At 58.3% G+C, this 17,612-nt stretch carries 18 protein-coding genes and 2 pseudogenes; 13 read left to right on the top strand and 7 right to left on the bottom strand.

Annotation, left to right across the window (positions count from 1 at the left end; genetic code table 11):
- Positions 1-128 precede the first annotated feature (128 nt).
- Positions 129-1,280: a galactonate dehydratase gene (gene dgoD, locus EA462_RS15900; protein WP_124179565.1), complete on the top strand. Its 1,152-nt coding sequence runs from the start codon at positions 129-131 to the stop codon at positions 1,278-1,280.
- A 508-nt stretch (positions 1,281-1,788) separates the two neighbouring features.
- Here the strand turns inward: dgoD and EA462_RS15895 are convergent.
- Together EA462_RS15895 and EA462_RS15890 are read right to left on the bottom strand one after the other, a co-directional pair.
- On the bottom strand, positions 1,789-2,490 hold the full coding sequence (locus EA462_RS15895) for a PIG-L deacetylase family protein (RefSeq protein WP_124179564.1): 702 nt from the start codon (positions 2,488-2,490) through the stop codon (positions 1,789-1,791).
- A gap of 142 nt (positions 2,491-2,632) precedes the next feature.
- Positions 2,633-3,379, bottom strand: coding sequence for an IclR family transcriptional regulator (locus tag EA462_RS15890; protein ID WP_124179563.1), 747 nt, complete (start codon positions 3,377-3,379; stop codon positions 2,633-2,635).
- 95 nt (positions 3,380-3,474) lie between these two features.
- On the opposite strand from EA462_RS15890, the gene EA462_RS15885 reads away from it, so the two are divergent.
- From EA462_RS15885 to EA462_RS15875, 3 genes are read left to right on the top strand one after another with little or no spacing between them, the layout of a single operon-like run.
- Positions 3,475-4,746 (top strand): aminotransferase class V-fold PLP-dependent enzyme, encoded by a 1,272-nt coding sequence (locus EA462_RS15885; protein WP_124179562.1) that lies wholly within the window; start codon positions 3,475-3,477, stop codon positions 4,744-4,746.
- Positions 4,747-4,800: 54 nt separating this feature from the next.
- On the top strand, positions 4,801-5,181 hold the full coding sequence (locus EA462_RS15880; RefSeq protein ID WP_124179561.1) for a Rid family detoxifying hydrolase: 381 nt from the start codon (positions 4,801-4,803) through the stop codon (positions 5,179-5,181).
- On the top strand, positions 5,178-6,239 hold the full coding sequence (locus EA462_RS15875; protein WP_124179560.1) for a glucose 1-dehydrogenase: 1,062 nt from the start codon (positions 5,178-5,180) through the stop codon (positions 6,237-6,239). The genes EA462_RS15880 and EA462_RS15875 overlap by 4 nt, the downstream gene beginning before the upstream one ends.
- A gap of 494 nt (positions 6,240-6,733) precedes the next feature.
- On the opposite strand, the gene EA462_RS15870 is transcribed toward EA462_RS15875, so the two are convergent.
- Positions 6,734-7,165 carry a universal stress protein gene (locus EA462_RS15870; protein ID WP_124179559.1) on the bottom strand — a complete coding sequence of 144 codons (432 nt, stop codon included), beginning with the start codon at positions 7,163-7,165 and terminating at the stop codon, positions 6,734-6,736.
- Positions 7,166-7,820: 655 nt separating this feature from the next.
- Between EA462_RS15870 and EA462_RS15865 the strand changes: the two genes are divergently transcribed.
- The 5 genes from EA462_RS15865 (at position 7,821) to EA462_RS15855 (ending at position 10,102) form a co-directional block, all read left to right on the top strand.
- The gene (locus tag EA462_RS15865) at positions 7,821-8,741 is read left to right on the top strand and encodes a ParA family protein (protein WP_124179558.1); all 921 of its coding nucleotides are present in this window, start codon (positions 7,821-7,823) and stop codon (positions 8,739-8,741) included.
- On the top strand, positions 8,738-9,178 hold the full coding sequence (locus EA462_RS15860) for a hypothetical protein (RefSeq protein ID WP_124179557.1): 441 nt from the start codon (positions 8,738-8,740) through the stop codon (positions 9,176-9,178). The genes EA462_RS15865 and EA462_RS15860 overlap by 4 nt, the downstream gene beginning before the upstream one ends.
- Before the next feature lie 380 nt (positions 9,179-9,558).
- Positions 9,559-9,717, top strand: coding sequence for a hypothetical protein (locus EA462_RS17415; protein ID WP_165872109.1), 159 nt, complete (start codon positions 9,559-9,561; stop codon positions 9,715-9,717).
- Positions 9,714-9,857 carry a type II toxin-antitoxin system VapC family toxin gene (locus tag EA462_RS17635; protein WP_243641450.1) on the top strand — a complete coding sequence of 48 codons (144 nt, stop codon included), beginning with the start codon at positions 9,714-9,716 and terminating at the stop codon, positions 9,855-9,857. The genes EA462_RS17415 and EA462_RS17635 overlap by 4 nt, the downstream gene beginning before the upstream one ends.
- Entirely contained in the window at positions 9,842-10,102 is a 261-nt protein-coding gene (locus tag EA462_RS15855) for a type II toxin-antitoxin system VapC family toxin (RefSeq protein WP_243641449.1), read from the top strand. The genes EA462_RS17635 and EA462_RS15855 overlap by 16 nt, the downstream gene beginning before the upstream one ends.
- A gap of 216 nt (positions 10,103-10,318) precedes the next feature.
- On the opposite strand, the gene EA462_RS15850 is transcribed toward EA462_RS15855, so the two are convergent.
- Together EA462_RS15850 and EA462_RS15845 are read right to left on the bottom strand one after the other, a co-directional pair.
- Complete coding sequence (locus EA462_RS15850; protein WP_124179556.1) at positions 10,319-10,558, bottom strand: DUF7385 family protein; 240 nt, start codon at positions 10,556-10,558, stop codon at positions 10,319-10,321.
- 73 nt (positions 10,559-10,631) lie between these two features.
- Positions 10,632-11,288 carry an MBL fold metallo-hydrolase gene (locus EA462_RS15845; RefSeq protein ID WP_124179555.1) on the bottom strand — a complete coding sequence of 219 codons (657 nt, stop codon included), beginning with the start codon at positions 11,286-11,288 and terminating at the stop codon, positions 10,632-10,634.
- A gap of 180 nt (positions 11,289-11,468) precedes the next feature.
- On the opposite strand from EA462_RS15845, the pseudogene EA462_RS17630 reads away from it, so the two are divergent.
- From EA462_RS17630 to EA462_RS17625, 3 genes and pseudogenes are all read left to right on the top strand, one after another.
- Positions 11,469-12,944 (top strand): annotated as a pseudogene (locus EA462_RS17630) (PAS domain S-box protein); the annotation flags it as partial.
- Between the two features lie 26 nt (positions 12,945-12,970).
- Positions 12,971-13,396, top strand: a pseudogene (locus EA462_RS17945) (hypothetical protein); the annotation flags it as partial.
- A 102-nt stretch (positions 13,397-13,498) separates the two neighbouring features.
- Positions 13,499-14,128, top strand: a complete 630-nt coding sequence (locus EA462_RS17625) for a sensor histidine kinase (RefSeq protein WP_243641447.1) — start codon at positions 13,499-13,501, stop codon at positions 14,126-14,128.
- Between the two features lie 31 nt (positions 14,129-14,159).
- Here the strand turns inward: EA462_RS17625 and EA462_RS15825 are convergent, their stop codons facing one another.
- Positions 14,160-14,696 carry a metal-dependent hydrolase gene (locus EA462_RS15825; RefSeq protein ID WP_124179554.1) on the bottom strand — a complete coding sequence of 179 codons (537 nt, stop codon included), beginning with the start codon at positions 14,694-14,696 and terminating at the stop codon, positions 14,160-14,162.
- Between the two features lie 661 nt (positions 14,697-15,357).
- Between EA462_RS15825 and EA462_RS15820 the strand changes: the two genes are divergently transcribed.
- Complete coding sequence (locus EA462_RS15820) at positions 15,358-16,227, top strand: hypothetical protein (RefSeq protein WP_124179553.1); 870 nt, start codon at positions 15,358-15,360, stop codon at positions 16,225-16,227.
- Positions 16,228-16,513: 286 nt separating this feature from the next.
- Here the strand turns inward: EA462_RS15820 and EA462_RS15815 are convergent, their stop codons facing one another.
- A complete protein-coding gene (locus tag EA462_RS15815; RefSeq protein ID WP_124179552.1) occupies positions 16,514-17,590 on the bottom strand; it encodes a PAS domain-containing sensor histidine kinase in 1,077 nt (358 codons plus the stop codon).
- Between the last annotated feature and the right edge of the window lie 22 nt (positions 17,591-17,612).

Raw genomic sequence — 17,612 nt, 5'->3', positions numbered from 1 at the left:
TTTCCAATTGTTATCGGGAAATAGGTCGCGCTGACTTCTACTACGGATCAGATTCGAAATGCGACGACAGACCGAGGAACGCAGCCCATCGGGTGACTATTTAATGGTTCATCACGTACGCTCTCAGTATGAAAATCACCGGATACGAACTGTTCGAAGTTCCGCCGCGCTGGCTCTTCTTGAAAATTGAGACGGACGACGGGGTCGTGGGGTGGGGTGAACCGATCGTCGAGGGGCGGGCACAGACCGTCCGAACCGCCGTCGAGGAGGTGATGAACAGCTATCTCGTTGGCAAAGATCCACACACTATCGAGGATCACTGGCAGGCGATGTACCGAGGGTGTTTTTACCGCGGTGGCCCGGTCCTGATGAGCGCGATCGCAGGGATCGATCAGGCGCTATGGGACATCAAGGGGAAGAGCTTCGACGTTCCCGTGTACGAACTTCTCGGTGGACGAACCCGGGATCGAATTCGCGTATACCAGTGGATCGGCGGCGATCGTGTCACCGAAATCGGAGCCGAAGCGAAACAGCTGGCAGACGCCGGATACACCGCCCTGAAGATGGACGCCTCGAACCAGATGCGACATCTCGAGCCGCCTGCTGCGGTCGACGAGATTACAGATCGAGTCCAGCACGTCCGCGAGGTCGTCGGCGACGAGATGGATATCGTCGTCGATTTCCGCGGGCGAATCTCGAAGTCTCTGGCAAAACGCGTCATCGCTGCGCTCGAGGAGTTCGATCTGCTGTTCGTCGAAGAACCGCTGCTTCCGGAGAATCTGGAGTATCTTCCGACGCTAGCCGGTCGGACGAACGTTCCGATGGCGACCGGTGAGCGACTGTACTCCCGATGGGATTTCAAACCCCTGTTTCGACGCGGTGGAATCGACGTTATTCAACCGGACGTTTCGCACGCAGGAGGAATATCCGAGCTCGTCCGGATCGCCGCGATGGCGGAGACCCACGACGTCGCGGTCGCGCCGAACTGTCCGCTCGGTCCGATCGCGCTCGCTGCGTCACTACAGGTGAGCACGCATATTCCGAACTTGCTGGTTCAGGATCACGGGTTCGATATCTATCCGGCTCCGAAAAGCGCCGCGGATCACTACCTGCACGACTCGTCGGTCTTCGAATTCGTCGATGGCTATCTTTCGCTCCTCGAAAAACCGGGGCTCGGCCTCGAGATCGACGAGTCGGCGATCCGAAAACGATCGCGACAGGACCTGGACTGGTCGAACCCGATCTGGCGACACGAGGACGGAACGATCGCAGAGTGGTGAACACGGTATCGTAGCCGGTTGTTTCGATGGACGAAATATTCCGGAGTCGGTCGAGAGCTTCATTCCCCGTAGCGTATGTGTCTTGCTATCATTCCGGTAGTAAGGAGGGTCGCTCTTCGTATCGGTCGATCGTCTGCCATCCCGGCGTTTCTTAGAGAGAAACAGAGAGGCCGATTATTCCACTCTTCTGGAAGTTCTTCCACAGGAATTACAACAGTACACGCGTAAATTTTGGAGGATAGTTAGCTGTGTTTCTCAGGGCGAAACATCCCGTTCGAGATCAGAGATCTCGGTGAAGGTATTCTCGAGCGAAACGACAGCTGTGACGAGCCGAACGAGTCTCCGTGGCTTCGACGCAGATTGCGCTCTCGAGTCGACGACGAGTTCCAGGGGAACCGATCGCACGCGTGGGAATTGGCCGCTGTCACATGCCACATCGAACGGCGGTCCGCCGATGACGGGCGGCGCGTTTCTCGATTACCGGTCAGAACAGTGGTCGAAGCGTTGCTCAACCGAGATAGTCGTTTGCCTGCTCGTGGAGCGCAAGAAACCCCTCCGCGCTGTTCACGCCGGTTTTCTTTCCGAGCGTCGCATTTTCAGCGGCGACACCCTCGATGAGGTTGTCGAATTCCGCATCGATACCGCCGTGTTCTTCGAGGAAAGCGACCTGTGACTCGTGGTGGTCGATGGCCGCGGCCTTCCTGTTTTCGTATCCAGAAATATCGACGTACGTCGTCGGCTCGAACGTCGACGTCGGCTTTCCGAAGCAGTAGACGTTGTCGGGGTCACACGGCTCGTACTCGGTTTCGACGAGCGGAAGCGATGCCATATAATAGGCGTCGGTGACGAGCCGGGACGTGACCCGGTGATCCGGATGCATGTCTTCTCGGTAATGTGTCAGGATCAGATCCGGGTCGTGCTCGCGGATCGTCTCGACGATTTCGAGACGGTTCTCGAGCGAGTATTCGATGCGACCGTCGGGAAATCCGAGGAACGTCACGTCGGCCGCACCGAGTTCGTCACCCGAGCGACGAGCTTCCTCGGCTCGCGTCTCGGCAACGGTTTCCCGATCGGTGTCGAACCCACCGTACTCCCCTTTGGTCATGTGAGCGATCGTGACGGTATCACCGCGATCTGCATGTTTCGCGATCGTACCGCCACAGAATATATCTGCATCGTCCGGATGTGCAACGATTGCTAACAACTTCATTGGCATCCGAGATATTGCAGCGGACCTATTTTAAACTAATCGCTCGCAGGATTCCCCACTCGATCATGGAGGGAACGAAGTCGATGGGAAACCGATCCCGGCAAGCGGTATCTGTTGTGATAACCCAGCCCATCGACGGCGATCACTCGAGAGTCGATGCCAGCATACGACTCGCACTGAGAAGGAGTCCGGGAATGTTCTCCTCGAATCGTTTCCCCGACAGTTCGTCCGCCTGTCCGGAGACGTATACGGATGCGACGAACGAGTCAGTCTCGACGCTGACAGCAACGCTGTTCACGTCCGGGAACTGCTCCTGCCTGTCGAGCGAAAACCCGCGTTCTCGAATCCGGGCGAGTTCCAGGAGCAACTCGTCGGGATCGGTGATCGTATGTTCGGTCAGCGCCGTCGACGTCCGCGCGAGCGACTCGACACGTTCGTCCGGTAGCTCCGCGAGGATCGCTTTCCCTGCAGCGCTGCAATGGAGATGGCGAGTATTGTACGCGGGAAACGTACCGCTGTAGTACTGATCGGCACAGTAGACGTCGATTGCGACACCGTTTCGTTCGATAACGAGTCCGGCGACCTCGTTTGCCATCTCGGCGAGTTCATCGACCGGTTCGCGAACTGTTCGAATGAGATCGTTGTCCCATCGGATTCGCCTGGCACAGTCGAGAAACCGGATCGCCGGTTCGTACTGGCTTCCGACTTTTTCGGCGTAACCCAGCGCAACGAGCGTGTTGACGTGTTTGTACACCGTACTCTTCGTCATATTCGTCCGCGATGCAATCTCGGTAACGCCAACCGGCTGTGCGCTATCGATGAGCACGTCGAGTACGGAAAACGAGCGAACCGTCGCCTCGATCGTTTCGTCTCCCAGTTCCGTAGCCATACTCGACGCATTCGGAGTTAGAGGTTATTAGTATTTCCCACAAAGAAACGAGAGCGGAACCGAACTTTTTTATTCACTATCGAGGAAGAGAGTGCATGGACAGGGCAGGCGAAGCCAATTCTATCTACGACGAGCTAGGTGTTCCTCCCGTTATCAATGCAACGGGAACGAAAACGCGCATCGGTGGCAGTCGGATCCGTACCGGTGCGATCGATGCGATGAACCGTGCATCCGAGTCGTTCGTTCGACTCTCCGATCTACAGGCCGAAGCGAGCGCACGTATTGCGGAGATAACGGGCGCACAGGCGGGATACGTGACCAGCGGTGCAGCTGCCGGACTGCTACTCGGTGCGGCCGCAGCCCTGGCAGGTCACGATATCCAGCGAATGGATCGGCTCCCGGAGACGGCCGGAATTCCAGACGAGATCGTCATGCCACGAACCCATCGAACCGGCTACGATCACGCGTTCAGAGCGACCGGAGCAACGATCGTCGACGTCGGGACCAACGACCGACATCTCGGTACGGGCTCAACCAACGTCGAGCCGTGGGAGATCGAAGCTGCAATCACGGCCGAAACGGCCGCGATCGGATACATCGAAAAACCGTACACAGGCCCTCCACTCGGTGTCGTTACCGAAATCGCCCACGAACACGATATTCCGGTCATCGTCGACGCAGCAGCCGAGTTGCCACCGACGACCAACTTCTCCCGGTTCATCGACGACGGTGCGGACCTCGTCGTCTTCAGCGGCGGCAAGGCGATCCGCGGGCCGCAGACGACCGGGATCGTCGCGGGCCGAAAAGATCTCATTCAGTCGATGGCTCTCCAACATCTCGACATGCACGCCGCGAGTGAAGTCTGGGAACCGCCGGAACGGTTGATCGATCTCGAGGAAATCGACGGCGTTCCCCGCCAGGGAATCGGCCGGCCGATGAAAGTCGGCAAGGAAGAACTCGTCGGCCTCATCGTCGCCCTCGAGTCCTTCCTCGAAGAAGATCAGGCCGAAACGAATCGCGGCTGGCACGAACGTGCGGTTCGGATCTCCGAGGAGCTCTCCAAAATCGAAGGTATCAAAACGACGGTTACCGTCGGCAACGACGTCTCCGTAGCGCCGGAAACTATCGTCCGAATCGATCCGGACGAGGCCGGTATTTCGGCATCCGAACTCGTTCGAGCGTTGCGGTCGGAGAACCCGCGCGTGTTCGTCGGAGCGGACCGACTGGATGAGAACGTCGTGACGATCAATCCGATGTGTCTCGAGGATGGGGAGCCGGGGTACGTCCTGGATCGGATCTGGGCCCACGCTGGGCCCGAGAGTGACGAGCCCGTCAGCGAACGAGACGTGGCAAACACGACCGGTTAAAAAGCGGCCGAACCGAAATATACTTTATTCATGCGAGAGTGGTCGTAACTGGTTATGAAAGAGGTATCTACACCCAATGCGCCACCGAGTATCGGACCGTTCTCCCAGGGTCTCGTAGACGACGGAACGGTGTACGTTTCAGGACAGGGACCGATCGATCCCGAAACCGAAGCGATCGTCGGGGAAGATATCGAGGACGAAACTCATCGAACGATGAAAAACATCGGTGCAGTCCTCGAAGCGGCAGGGAGTTCGCTCGACGACGTCGTCAAGGCGACCGTTTTCATCCAGGATATGGACGATTACGACGCGATCAACGGCGTATACGAGGAGTACCTGAGCGAGCCATACCCCGCCCGAAGCGCCATCCAGGTCGAAGACCTTCCGGTGGATATCGGGGTCGAGATCGAAATCATCGCACGGGTCAGCCAATGAAAGCGATCGTCGTCGAGCGAGGGGAGAATACCCCGAGCCTTATCGAAACGCCCGTTCCGGAGCCAGCGGACGGCGAGGCACTAGTGCGAACGCTACGGGTCGGAATCGACGGAACGGACTTCGAAGTTCTGAACGGAAACCACGGTGGGTTTCCCGCGGGCGACGATCATCAGATCATCGGTCACGAGGCCGTCGGCGTCGTCGAGGATCCAAACGGGACCGGACTCGAGAACGGACAGCTCGTCGTCCCAACCGTTCGACGACCGCCGGAGGGATCGAACGAGTACTTCGAACGTGGGGAGCCGGATATGGCACCGCCTGGAACCTATCTCGAACGGGGAATCGACGGTGCTCACGGTTTTATGTCGGAGTATTTCACCAGCCCGGAAGAGTACCTGGTCACGATCCCCGACGAGTTCGCAGAAACCGGCATTCTCGTCGAACCGATGAGCAACACGGTCAAGGCGCTCGAACACGCGTTTGCCTCTCGTTCGATGTTCGACTGGTCTCCCGAGACGGCTCTCGTTCTCGGAAACGGACCACTCGGTCTACTGACGCTTGCGATGCTGGATCAGACGGTCGAGCGGTCGTACTGTCTCGGCCGCCGTGATCGCCCCGATCCGACGATCGACATCATCGACGAACTCGGCGCGACGTACGTCGATTCGCGGGAAACACCCGTTTCCGAGATCGCAGACGTTCACGAACCTGTCGATTTCGTTTACGAGGCAACTGGATACGCAAAACACGCGTTCGAAACGGTTGAGGCGCTGGCTCCGAACGGTGTCGGCGTTCTACTCGGTATTCCCGAAGACTGGACGTTCGATATCGACGGTGGTCGATTACACCGTGAGATAGTTCTCGAGAACAAAGTAATTCTCGGAAGTGTCAATTCTCATCTCAGACATTTCGAGTCAGCGAAGGAGTCGCTCGCTCGAGTTCCCGACTGGTTTACGGACGATATTATTACCGATGTCTTCTCCCCAATTAATGCTGAACAAGCGTTATCTAGTGGAAATAATCGGATTAAGACCGTAATCGAGTTCGACACGAGATAAGTTCAGTCGAACCCGGGGTACGGTTTCGAGAGGTCTACATATCGGTATTATAAAATAGACATTATACTTATGTATAATTCAGATAGAGTGTTTTGACATGTTGATGTTTGGTGATGATATCAGATTATATGAATAAGGGGATGGGATCGCGAGGAGCAACACGGTGATCGGTCCCAGTTAAGTACCGCCGTAGCGGTTCGGATATCGACCGTGTAACTGTCGTGCGCTCAGGTGTACAGCGAGGTGCAATGACCATCGTTGCCTACCAGACCAGATCACCGTCGATGCGAGCACGACCGACAATCGTTCGGCGGGGACCGCCGTGCAAGGTTCCCTGAAGATGCCGTCCTAGCCGGACACCGGATTTCCGCTGAAAACGTCGGGGTGAAGGCTCAGATCGGTCGTTAACTCGTGAAAAGAGCCTACATTGGTCGTGATTAACGGGGCGATTCGGACGGGTTCGAACGGAGCGGTCGACACCAACCAGGCCGACGTCACCGAACGATCGTGACCGGCACCGGCGCTCGTCTCGCGACCGCTTCAGCGACGCTTCCGAGCAGAATCCTCGCAACGCCCGAACGACCGTGGCTTCCCATCACGATTCGGCCGACGTCGTTATCGCGTGCATACTCGACGATCGTTCGAGCCGGCGGTCCTGTCTCGATAGCTGACTCGAGAACGATCGCCTCCGAAGCCCGTGCCTCCTCGGCCCGGGTTCGAGCCTGAGCGAGGAGTTCGTCACCTCGCTCACGTGTCCGCTGGTGGGTTTCGGGATCGTAGTAGCCACCGCCGTCGTAATCGCTGTAGACCCCGTCGGCCGGGTTGACGACGTGAAGCGCCGTGATCGCACCCTCAGCGGTCGAGAGCGCGTGATCGAACGCGGCCCACGATTGTTGTGATCCGTCGAGTGGTACGAGGACGTGCATTGCCGTGTCCAGCCACGGCTCGAACGCATAAATACCCCGACAACGCTTTTCTCAGGGACAGTCACGACCCGGTTCGGATGGTGCGTGGACCATCGCTCGAGGTATACTCGGTACCTGTTCCCGTGTCGGACCCGACGACTGGGCTGGTCTGGATCCAGACCATCGTCCCCTTCCGAGAAAAATACCTCGTAGAAGTTGAAAAATATTTAAGTTTTCGTGTTCCTTATCAATCAATAGGGAACCCCTGTCCCGGCGGACAAAAGGCAATCCGTAGCGGTCGGCGCTGAAGGCGACCGGCGATAGGTGCACGATCAAGCTTGGTTCGACCATGGACCTGGCCGGGCAGGTATCATCGGAGCCGAAAGCCCTCAGCCGATAGGAACGTGATTGTATCGTCTTCTCCGGAGAACGCCGTTCCGGGCAGTTGCGACTACGGACGTTCCGGTGGCACGGGATTGCGACGGGGGTTGTTTGAGTGGTTCTCGGTATAATCGGCTGTCTTGCCGGTTTTCTAGCCAGCCAGCTAGTAAACTAACCAGTAAACTGGCCAACCAACCAGTCAAATGATTAGTTGGCAGTTTAGTTAATCATTTCGTTAGATAATAGTCGAGCAGTCTGACGGGTATTTAATATGGACCGCTAACAAGCGGTGTGTATGGCACGCCTGTACGCCTGGTGGTCAGAAAGCGGCGGACCGGGAAAGACGACCAACTGTATGAACTCCTCGGCGGCCATCTCTCGAGATGGTCACGACGTGGTCGTGCTCGATCTCGATCCACAGCGCGGGTCGATCACCCACTACGCCGGCTACGATAATCTCACTCACGGCGAAGTCGAAACGACCGTGATGGACGTCTTCTTCGACGACGTCGATCCACGCGAAATCATCGTCCCGACGACGCACTTCGATCTCGTTCCGGGTCACGAGAGTTTAACGAACTTCGAATCCGAACTCAACAACGACGGACGGCGCGGAGTCAGCCAGTTTACCGTCGTTCGTGACGTCGTCGAAGACCTCGCAGAGGACTACGATTACGTCATCATCGATTGTCCGGCGACGCTGACGGACCTGACCGACAATGCCATCTTTGCTGCGCGAAATATCATGGTGCCACTCGAGTTGACGCCGAAAGGCGAGGCGTCCCAGGACGGGCTCGAAGACACCGTCGGCGCGATGCACGATGGGTTCGCTGATCTGGGCGTGGAGATTTCGATCGCCGGATGCATCCCCTCTCGAGTCGACCAGGCGAAAATTTTCGAGGAGTATCGAGAACGGTTCGAGGAGAAAGACGTACCAGTCTCGCCGTTTTCGATTCCAGAGCACTCGCTGCTCAAATACTCCTGGGACGAACAGATGGATCTCTTTGCCTTCATGGAGTCGGACAAGACACGTGATCTCCGTCCCTACGAGGAACACGTCCCGATGGCGTTCAAAGTGATCGGACGGATGATGACCGGCGAGTACAGCTACGACGATGCCATCGATCGGTGGGACACCGTCAAAGACACCGAGATGGGTGATGCAGATCCCGAAGCAGTGCTCAACGATCTCGACGAGACGAGGGCCAACGCATGAGCAACGGGAAAGGAACGCGGTACAACGTCGGTGGAGGCGATGACGGCCTCGATACCGACGAGGGCGACGACGATCGAACACCAGCACGGACTGAACGCGACGAACGTCCTGAATCAAGCGACACGAACGAACGTCGTCAGTCCGACGAGCCGGAAGACTCCTCGGGGTCACAGACCGCGGCGAGAGGGGCCGACGAACTCCCACACAGGATTCGATGTGACAGTCCGAAGGACGAACGCGACGAAAAAACGTTCGTCCTCGCACGATCGGATCGAAAACGTCTCCGAGAACTCGAGGACGTGGCCGAGGACGAGTTCGAGGAGTCCGTTTACAAGATGGATATCTATCTCGCCGGCCTTCGTGCGGGCCTCCACAGCACGGACGAGGCGTTTCTCGAGGAAATGCGAGGGATCGGCTACGGGTTTCTCGACGGCTGATGGCTAGAATCGCTTACGGCATACAGCAGTTCACATCTGCCAAGTGTCGCTTCAACAGTGAAGTATAACGGCAGGTTCTCTGAGCGCGTATCTTACGGAATAGGAGCGAAAAAGTACATTATTGCGCTCAGCGACGAGAATCGCAAGACGCTCGAATGGTTCACGTCCACTAGCGAAGAGCGCGAGATGTGACTTCCTCCTCGCCGTAAACGGAGAGGGATCGAAGATCTCACGACAGCGATTAATATGCTTTTGATCAACCTCCCATCCCAAAAGACGTGTTCTACGACACGCTCTCAGCAACCAAGAATGGGAGTAATACGATTAAACCATATGACTTGTGGCGAACTGTTTTACCGCCGGAGAACTAGTAATCGAATATGGGAGTCTACGCTGACGACGTGAATGAATTCACGCGGACTGACGACGAGGAGGAGGGCAGTGATCGCCCTCCACTCGGAGAACGGCTTCGGGGGCTGGCCAGCGAACTTGATGTCGATTCAGTAGCCGAGGTTCGCGAACTACGCGAACGGACATGAAGCTCTTTCTTGACACCAACGTATTCATCGCTGCAGTAACAGATGAACCCGATACTGGAGCGATGGCCGAAGAAGTCCTTGACGGTGAACATGATTTTCTCACCTCAACACTCAATCTCATGGAGTGCGGTCCGTACTGACCAAAAAGGAACGTCTCGAACTCTCGCAGACGGAAGCCATTCAAGATGAAATTACCGCTGATGTCCGGGTTGTGATCCCTGACGCATCTGACATGATGGATGCCAATCGATTGCAGCGCGAAACGCTCCTATACCCGCTTGATTGCTTGATTCTCGCTTGTGCACAGGGGCACGACGTTGATCTCGTCTCATTTGATTCGGAATTACAAGAAGCAGGAGCACGTAGCCCGGAAGGCTGCGTTTGAGTATATCCTCGTGTATGTGTCCTAGACGCAGGGGAAGGACATCCGCTCGAGACAGTTACTGATAACGTCGGGATTGACATTCTTCCCGCCCTGAAGGACGAAAGTTCGCGGGCGTTGGGATATTAAGGGTTGCAACCAACCTGTTCGCTCTGTGCGAAACGCCCCGAGATTTGATTATAAATATGTGCATTTGATCGTTTGTGCTCGAGAGTGATGTTAAGCCAATTGTTTGTGAGTGAAGATAACTGCGTGGCCGTCCGCGGAGCCGACGCAGAGATCCAATTGCTTCGAGAGGTTGAGGCTCGCCGGATTCTCCTTGCAGACGACGAGATCGTCGAACTGAGTATCACAGGCCGGACACGAAACAGCGACCGTATTCTGGTAGACCGTAATCGTCTGGTTCTCCTCTCGAGGGGTCAACGACGCCACGAGTTCGTCGAGGTCGATCTCGTCCATACGTATCGTTCCGACTCGAGGCTCATAAAGAGAGGCGACGTGAGAATCGAGTTCGCCGGTCGTACGGAGAGATTCAGGGCCCACTATCCAGATACGTCGCCCAGTCCGGCTTCCCGGGGAAGTCGACGAACGCCTCGAGGCGGTCGTACGCGTCTTTGGTCACGGACGAGCCGTGAAAGACGAGCACCGCATCGAAGTCGTACTCGAGCAGCGTCTCCAGGCTCTGTTCGGCTCGGTTCACGTTCTCGGAATAGAGCGCCGGCGGCGGAACGAGATAGCCGTCGGGGAGCCCACGGAGATCGGCACCGAATAAGGCGTCACCGGCTACGAGAATCCCGGCTTCCTCGTCCACGAGTGCGTAGTTGTCCGGCTGATGGCCGGGCGTGTGGACGGCCTCGAACGACCCGATGCTATCGCCGTGTTCGTATCGATTGTCCGGGCGTACGCGAGTGTCGACCGTAGTCTGTTCGGGAACCCACGTCTCGACGTCGTACCGTTCGACGACGTCGTCGAATCCGCCGATGTGGTCGGAGTCACCGTGCGTAATGACGAGTCGTCGGGGAGCAATCCCGAGGTCGTCGAGTTCGGTAAACAACGCGTCGGTCGTCTCCGCAAAGCCCGTATCGATCAGTGTGGGCACGTCTCGAGTCCGAAGGAACGCGCGGGTTCGACGCCCATCAGTCTCCTCGACGGTGATGTCGTAGACGTCGGGCAAAATCTCAGTGCTCATACCGGTACCTGATCGATCGACGTACAAATATCCCCATTGCCGGCCCGTTCGTATCGATCCGATCGATCACTGGACAGGGAAGACAGTCGATCACACGAGGGGCGGTGGAGCAACAAATCACGGGCAGCGAGGACGACGTTACCATAACGACTATGGTAAATCTTCACAAATATTGACGGTATGAGCGAAACGATCCGCGTTTTGCACGTCGACGATGAGCCGGACTTCGCGGATCTCACGGCGCTCTTTCTCCAGCGGAACGACGAACGGTTCGACGTCGAAACCGCTGCCAGCGCATGCGACGGCCTCGAGTATCTCGCCACTCACGACGTCGACTGCGTGGTCTCCGATTACGATATGGCCGAGATAAACGGAATCGAGTTTCTCGAGACCGTCCGCGAGGATCACCCGGATCTTCCGTTCATCCTGTTTACGGGTAAGGGCAGCGAGGAGGTCGCGAGCGACGCGATCTCGGCCGGTGTGACCGACTATCTCCAGAAAGAATCCGCGTCCAGCCAGTACGCCGTGCTGGCAAACCGGATCGGCAACGTCGTCGAACAGTCCCGGTCTCGACGGGAACTGCGGGCGAGTCAGAAACGACACTCGCTGTTTTTCGATCGGTCACCGATCGGCGTCATCGAATGGAGCGAGGGGTTCGAGTTCGTTCGTGCGAACGACGCTGCCACGGACATTCTGGGCTATTCCGAGGCTGAGCTGCGAGGAGGATCGTGGGAGCTAATCGTTCCCGAATCCGATCGTGACGCAGTCGACACCGTCGTCTCGGGTCTACTCGAGGACGATGGAGGCTACCACAGCATCAACGAGAACGTTCGAAAGGACGGCGAGCGAATCATCTGTGAGTGGCACAATCGCGTGATTACCGGCGACGATGGGGACGTCATCGCGGTCTTTTCGCAGTTTCAAGACGTCACCGAGCGAGCAGAACGCGAGCGCGAGCTTCGCCGGAAAGAACGACGCTACCAGGCGACGTTCAACGATCCGAACATCCTTTGTAGTCTGATCGAAACCGATGGGACGGTTCTCGATATCAACCAGACGGCGATGAACTACGTCGACGTGGCCGTCGAGGAGGTGGTCGGATGCTCATTCTCGGAAACGCCGTGGTTCGATCACTCCGAAGCCGCCCAGCGAACGGTCAGGGAGTGGATCGACCGCGCCGCTGGCGGAGAGTACGTCGAATTCGAGGTCGATCTCGTTCACCCGAACGGCGACCCCTACACCGTCGAAGGGGTGTTCAGACCGGTTAGAAACAGCGACGAAGAGGTCGTCTCGCTACTCATCTCCGGTCGAGACGTTACGGAACAACGAGAGCGAAAACGCGAACTCGAGCAGACGACCGCGTTGTTGTCGACGCTGTTCGAGACGCTTCCGGTCGGCGTCCTTGCCGAGGACGCATCGCGGAACGTGCTGTCGATCAATCGGCGGCTGTTGAGCCTGTTCGATATCGACGGAGAGCCGGCGGACGCCATCGGTGCGGATTGCGAAGAGATCACAGCGGACGTTAGCAAACTGTTCGTCGAACCCGACGCCTTCGTCGAACGCGTCGACGAACTCGTGGAGAGCCGTGACCGCATCGATGGCGAAGAGTTGGCGCTTCGGGACGACAGAGCGTTCGTTCGCAGCTATCGACCGATCGAGTTACTCGACGGAAACGGACACCTGTGGGTGTATCACGACATTACGGATCGGAAAGAGCGAGAACGGCGACTAGAGGCCCTCAACGAGACCTCGCAGAAGTTGATGGCGACGGAGTCTCGAGAGCGAGTCACCGAAATCGGTGTGGAAGCCGCCCGAGATATTCTCGATCTCGAGGCGAACGCGATTCATCTCTACGACGAGTCCGTGTCGGGGCTCGTTCCCGTCGCCGCGACCGACGCGGTTACGAACTCGTCGGTCAGCTGCCGACGTTCTCCGGCGACGAGAGTATCGCCTGGCGCGTCTACGAGCGAGGTGAGGCCGTCGCCCTGGACGAGATTCACACCGACCGAGACGTGTACAATCCGGAGACGCCCGTTCGAAGCGAACTCCACCTGCCGATCGGCGTGTACGGAATTCTGCTCGCGGGATCACCGACACCCGAAGCGTTCGATCAGCGAGACCTTGTTCTCGGGGAGATCCTGGCGAGTAACATCGCGACGGCCCTCGAACAGGTCGAGCGGACCAAGCAGTTACGGGCATGCGAACGCGAGTTGACGCGCCAGAACGAGCGCCTCGACGAGTTTACGAGCGTCGTCAGCCACGATCTTCGAAGTCCGCTGAACGTGGCGGACGGGCGGTTGAAACTGGCACAAGAGGAGTGCGAAAGCGAGCATCTCGAGGACGTGGCCGCATCACACGAACGGATGAACGCGCTGATAGACGACCTGCTGACGCTCGCCCGCGAGGGCGAGCAGATAAGTGAACCGGAGCCGGTCGAACTCGCGTCCCTGACTGAACAGTGCTGGAACGCGGTCGAGACCGCGAACGCAACGCTCCTGACGGAAAGCACCAGTCAAGTCCGGGCCGATCGAAGCCGCCTCCAGCAGTTACTCGAGAACCTCTTGCGAAACGCCATCGAACACGGTGGAGCGGACGTCACCGTTTCGGTCGGGACCGTTGACACCGGGTTCTACGTCGAGGACGATGGACCCGGTATCCCCGAGTCGGATCGACAGATCGTCCTGGAGTTTGGCTACTCGAGTGCAACGGAGGGAACCGGATTCGGCCTGAGCATCGTCGAGCAAGTCGCCACCAGCCACGGATGGGACGTTCGAGTGACCGAGGGATCCGAAGGCGGCGCACGCATCGAGATTACGGACGTCGAGTTCGTATCGCAGTGACTCGAGTGGCAGCGTTTCGTCCGAACCCCAATCAGTGCTCGGAGCGGGGCCTCGAGAATATTTCGAGTCCGGGATAGCCGTCTCGACGCCACATCACGAACGCGAGTGCGGCGATGACGAACTCTGAGAGGAAGTACGGGTCACCGAGCGAGTCGAACAGGAGTCCGAGTATCGTCGGCGCACCGCTTTCGTAGGATTCGACCGGGATCAGGGGCCACAACAAAAAGTCGGCGCTGGTTCCACCCCACAGCACCGGGAGCGCATCGACGAGCGCGTGCGAGATCGCTCCGATCGCGAAGGCGATTCCGTACTCCGCGCGTCCCGCGTGCCGAGCGAGAGCGTAGATGGCGAGCGAAAGCGGGACCAACAGGAGCAACGAGTGAGCGAGCGTCCGCCCCGTCGGAAGGACGCCGAGATACCACGCGAGCGGCTTGTCTACGAGGTCCGGAAACTGGCTCCCGAAGAGGACGATCAGAACGGGCAGTGGTGCGGGTGGACTATCAAAACGGGCTCGAGTCGATACCGTATAGCAGAGGTAGGCGATCGCGGCGTGTCCAAGTGGCCACATTCTTTCGGAGAGGACGGTCCAGATCCAAATAAGCAATCCTATTGGTGCTCGAACGAGGGCCATCGAGAGAGAAGGTCACTGGAGCGCGGTTCGTCAACAGCGGCCGGAAGTGAGCCGTATCGACGATCGATCGCACAGCGTTCACATATTCAGCAACCAATGTAATAACATCTGTGTGAATAAAAATTGGAGTGGAAATGGTGGAGAAAAGTCAAAAGAATTACATACTTCGGCCGAGAAGGGGTAGCTGGCGGGGGCTGGGGGTTCGTCAATAGCCACACCCATTAGATGGCTCCTACCCCGCTACTGCGGTCCACCAAGGAAGGTGGCGGCGTCGCAAACGGTCTGTACGAAAAAGTCGGCAATCGCCACAGTGTTCCACCGAAGCTATATCAGCAGGCGTGAACGTTCAATCGGCGGTAAATGAACGGAGACCCGGCTCGCCCACCGGGTTCGCCCGGACGAGGCGGTCTCCCGACACGCCAGGCTGAGCGGGTGGTCGACAGCGCTGTGCTCTCCACTGGGGGGTGGGGGATCACCGCTTTCGGCCCGCGTTTTTTGCGCGTATCGAAGTCCCCGACTCGGCGGACCGTTCGAGCCGATCACCGGCGGTCGACTCGAGAAGTAACGGTTTTTTGTCCGCCACGGTCCTGCGTCCGCTATGGCCCCCGCGATCACACACTTCCTCGTCGGTGCGTCCCTCCTATTGGTTCTTGTGACGCCGATCGCGCTCCGGTATGACATCGACCGAGAAAACGCGATCTGGCTGATTCCCATCGGCGGCGTCTGGGGGCTACTTCCGGACGTTCACCACATCACTCCGGTGTTCGAAACGCAGTTGTATGCGCTACACAACGCGGCGTGGATGGACCTCTTCGGTCTCCACTACACGCTCGATCGTCAGGCGATTCGCGTGCGATACGTAGAGAGCGTCTTCGGAGCGATCGGGCTGTTTATCGTATCCGTTGCCGTGTTCTGGCAAACGGGCCGCCTACGAGCGCGAGCCGTCGCCAGCGACGGGACGCCGGATCGACGTCTGCTCTCGCTGGTGGCGACGGCGGTCGCAGCGGGCTATGGGACCGTCGCACTCGGTATCGCGGTGAGTATTCAGAACGGATTTCCGACGGTGAGCGCACTCGTCGGACGCGACAGCGTGCTCGTCGGCGGAGCGCTGTTGATCCCCATCGGTATCGGCATTGGGCTCTTCTGTGGACTCGGACTCGAGACCGTACTGAACCTCGAGCATCGAACCCGTCCGCTGTCGGCCGCGCTAACCGGCGGTCTCCTCGGTTCAGCAGGCTGGGTCGGCGGCGTCGTCGTCGGAGTCCCGATGGTGCTACAGATCAGCTTCGCGAGCGACGCCGCACCGTCCGTGCCGTTTCTCCACTGGGGAAGCCTCGGCGGGCTGATCGTCTACGGCACGCTCTTCGGCGCGGTGTACGCGCTCGTCTACGGCGTGTTTCACGAAGGGAGTGCGAAACGATCAGTCAGCGCTCGAGGCGAGCGGACGCGGGTCCAAAAGGACTCGTAGTGCCCGCAGAGCGAACAGATCCGAGATCAGAACGGCGGTGGCTCTCGCTTATAAGAACGAGCCGGTCGACGTACTGGTTTCGGAGTAATTCGAGCGAGGGGAAAGCTGTCTCCTCCGGATGCATCGTCAGCGCTGGCAACGACTGGATGCCCCCACCCCCTCGCTATCTGAACATTTCACGGAACGGTTATAAGCTTGATGGCAGTTTTCGAACTCGATCCGGGTGGGGTAGTTCACAGCACGGCGTGCGATGAGTTGACAGACGCTACTCGGACGAGAAAGCAGATCAATCGTCGCGTACGACCGACAGCTCGAGTCCGGTTATCTCGAATCGAGCCCCACCATCCGTACCGTCGGTCACGTCGATCTGCCAGCCGTGGGCGTCGACGATCTCCGAGACGATGTGGAGTCCCAGCCCGGTGTTTCCGCTCGCAGTGGTCTCTCCAACGTCGAACAGCGAGCCGCGGATACTCGGTTCGATCCCGCAGCCGTCATCGATAACCGACACCCCCTCGTGGTGTGTTTCGACCGTCACGGTCACGTCGTCGCCGCCGTGTTCGATCGCGTTCCGAAAGAGGTTCTCGAAGAGCACCTCGAGCCGTTCGCGGTCCGCCATCACGGACACCCCGTCCAGACTCGAATCGACCTCGAGCGAAACCGAACTCTCCGTGGGTACCGTTGCCGTGGTCCAGGCGTTTCGAACGCTCGTCGTGAGACTGACTGCGGTCTCTTCGCGAACGGATCCACCGTACTGTGCGATCGCGAGGAAGTCCGTGACTCGCGTTTCGACCTGTGACAGGACCCGTTTGATCTCGTCGATGGAAGAATGAGAGTACTCGTCGTCGAGCAGTTGTGTGTGGCCCGTAGCGATCTGGAGGGGATTACGGAGATCGTGTGAGACGACGCTCGCGAACTCGGCAAGCCGCTCGCTTCGCTTTTTCAGATCGGTTATGTCGTGGAGGATAACGAGCGTGTACACTCCCGACTCGGATTTGGCTTCGATCGTTCGTGCAGTCGCGGACGCGTATCGTCTGGTACCACTGGGCGTCGTGTACTCGATCGTGTTCGAGAGGGGTTCCGATGTCGCTTCCGGCCCCTCGACAAGCGCCTCGAGTGACGGTTCGGCAACGAGGTCGTCGAACGACATCCCCCTGAGTTCCTCCGGGTCGCGTTCGACGGCGACACAGAACTCGTCGTTGACGGACGTAATGGCTGTTGAGTCGTCACAGATCGCACTCGGTGATGGCAACGTACGCGTTATCTGTTCGATATCGAGTTCCGGTCGAGACCCTCGTTTGACGGGTCTACTATCCAGTGCTGGCCTCGACGAGACGATCGGTGGTCCCCCAAACCCCGACGGCATCAGTTCCCCCCTGAACCCCGTT

It is taken from the genome of Natrarchaeobius halalkaliphilus, assembly GCF_003841485.1.
Classification (GTDB): Archaea; Halobacteriota; Halobacteria; order Halobacteriales; family Natrialbaceae; genus Natrarchaeobius; species Natrarchaeobius halalkaliphilus.
The sequence above is the reverse complement of the archived record's forward strand: the minus strand, read 5'-3'. Positions and strand labels throughout refer to the sequence as shown.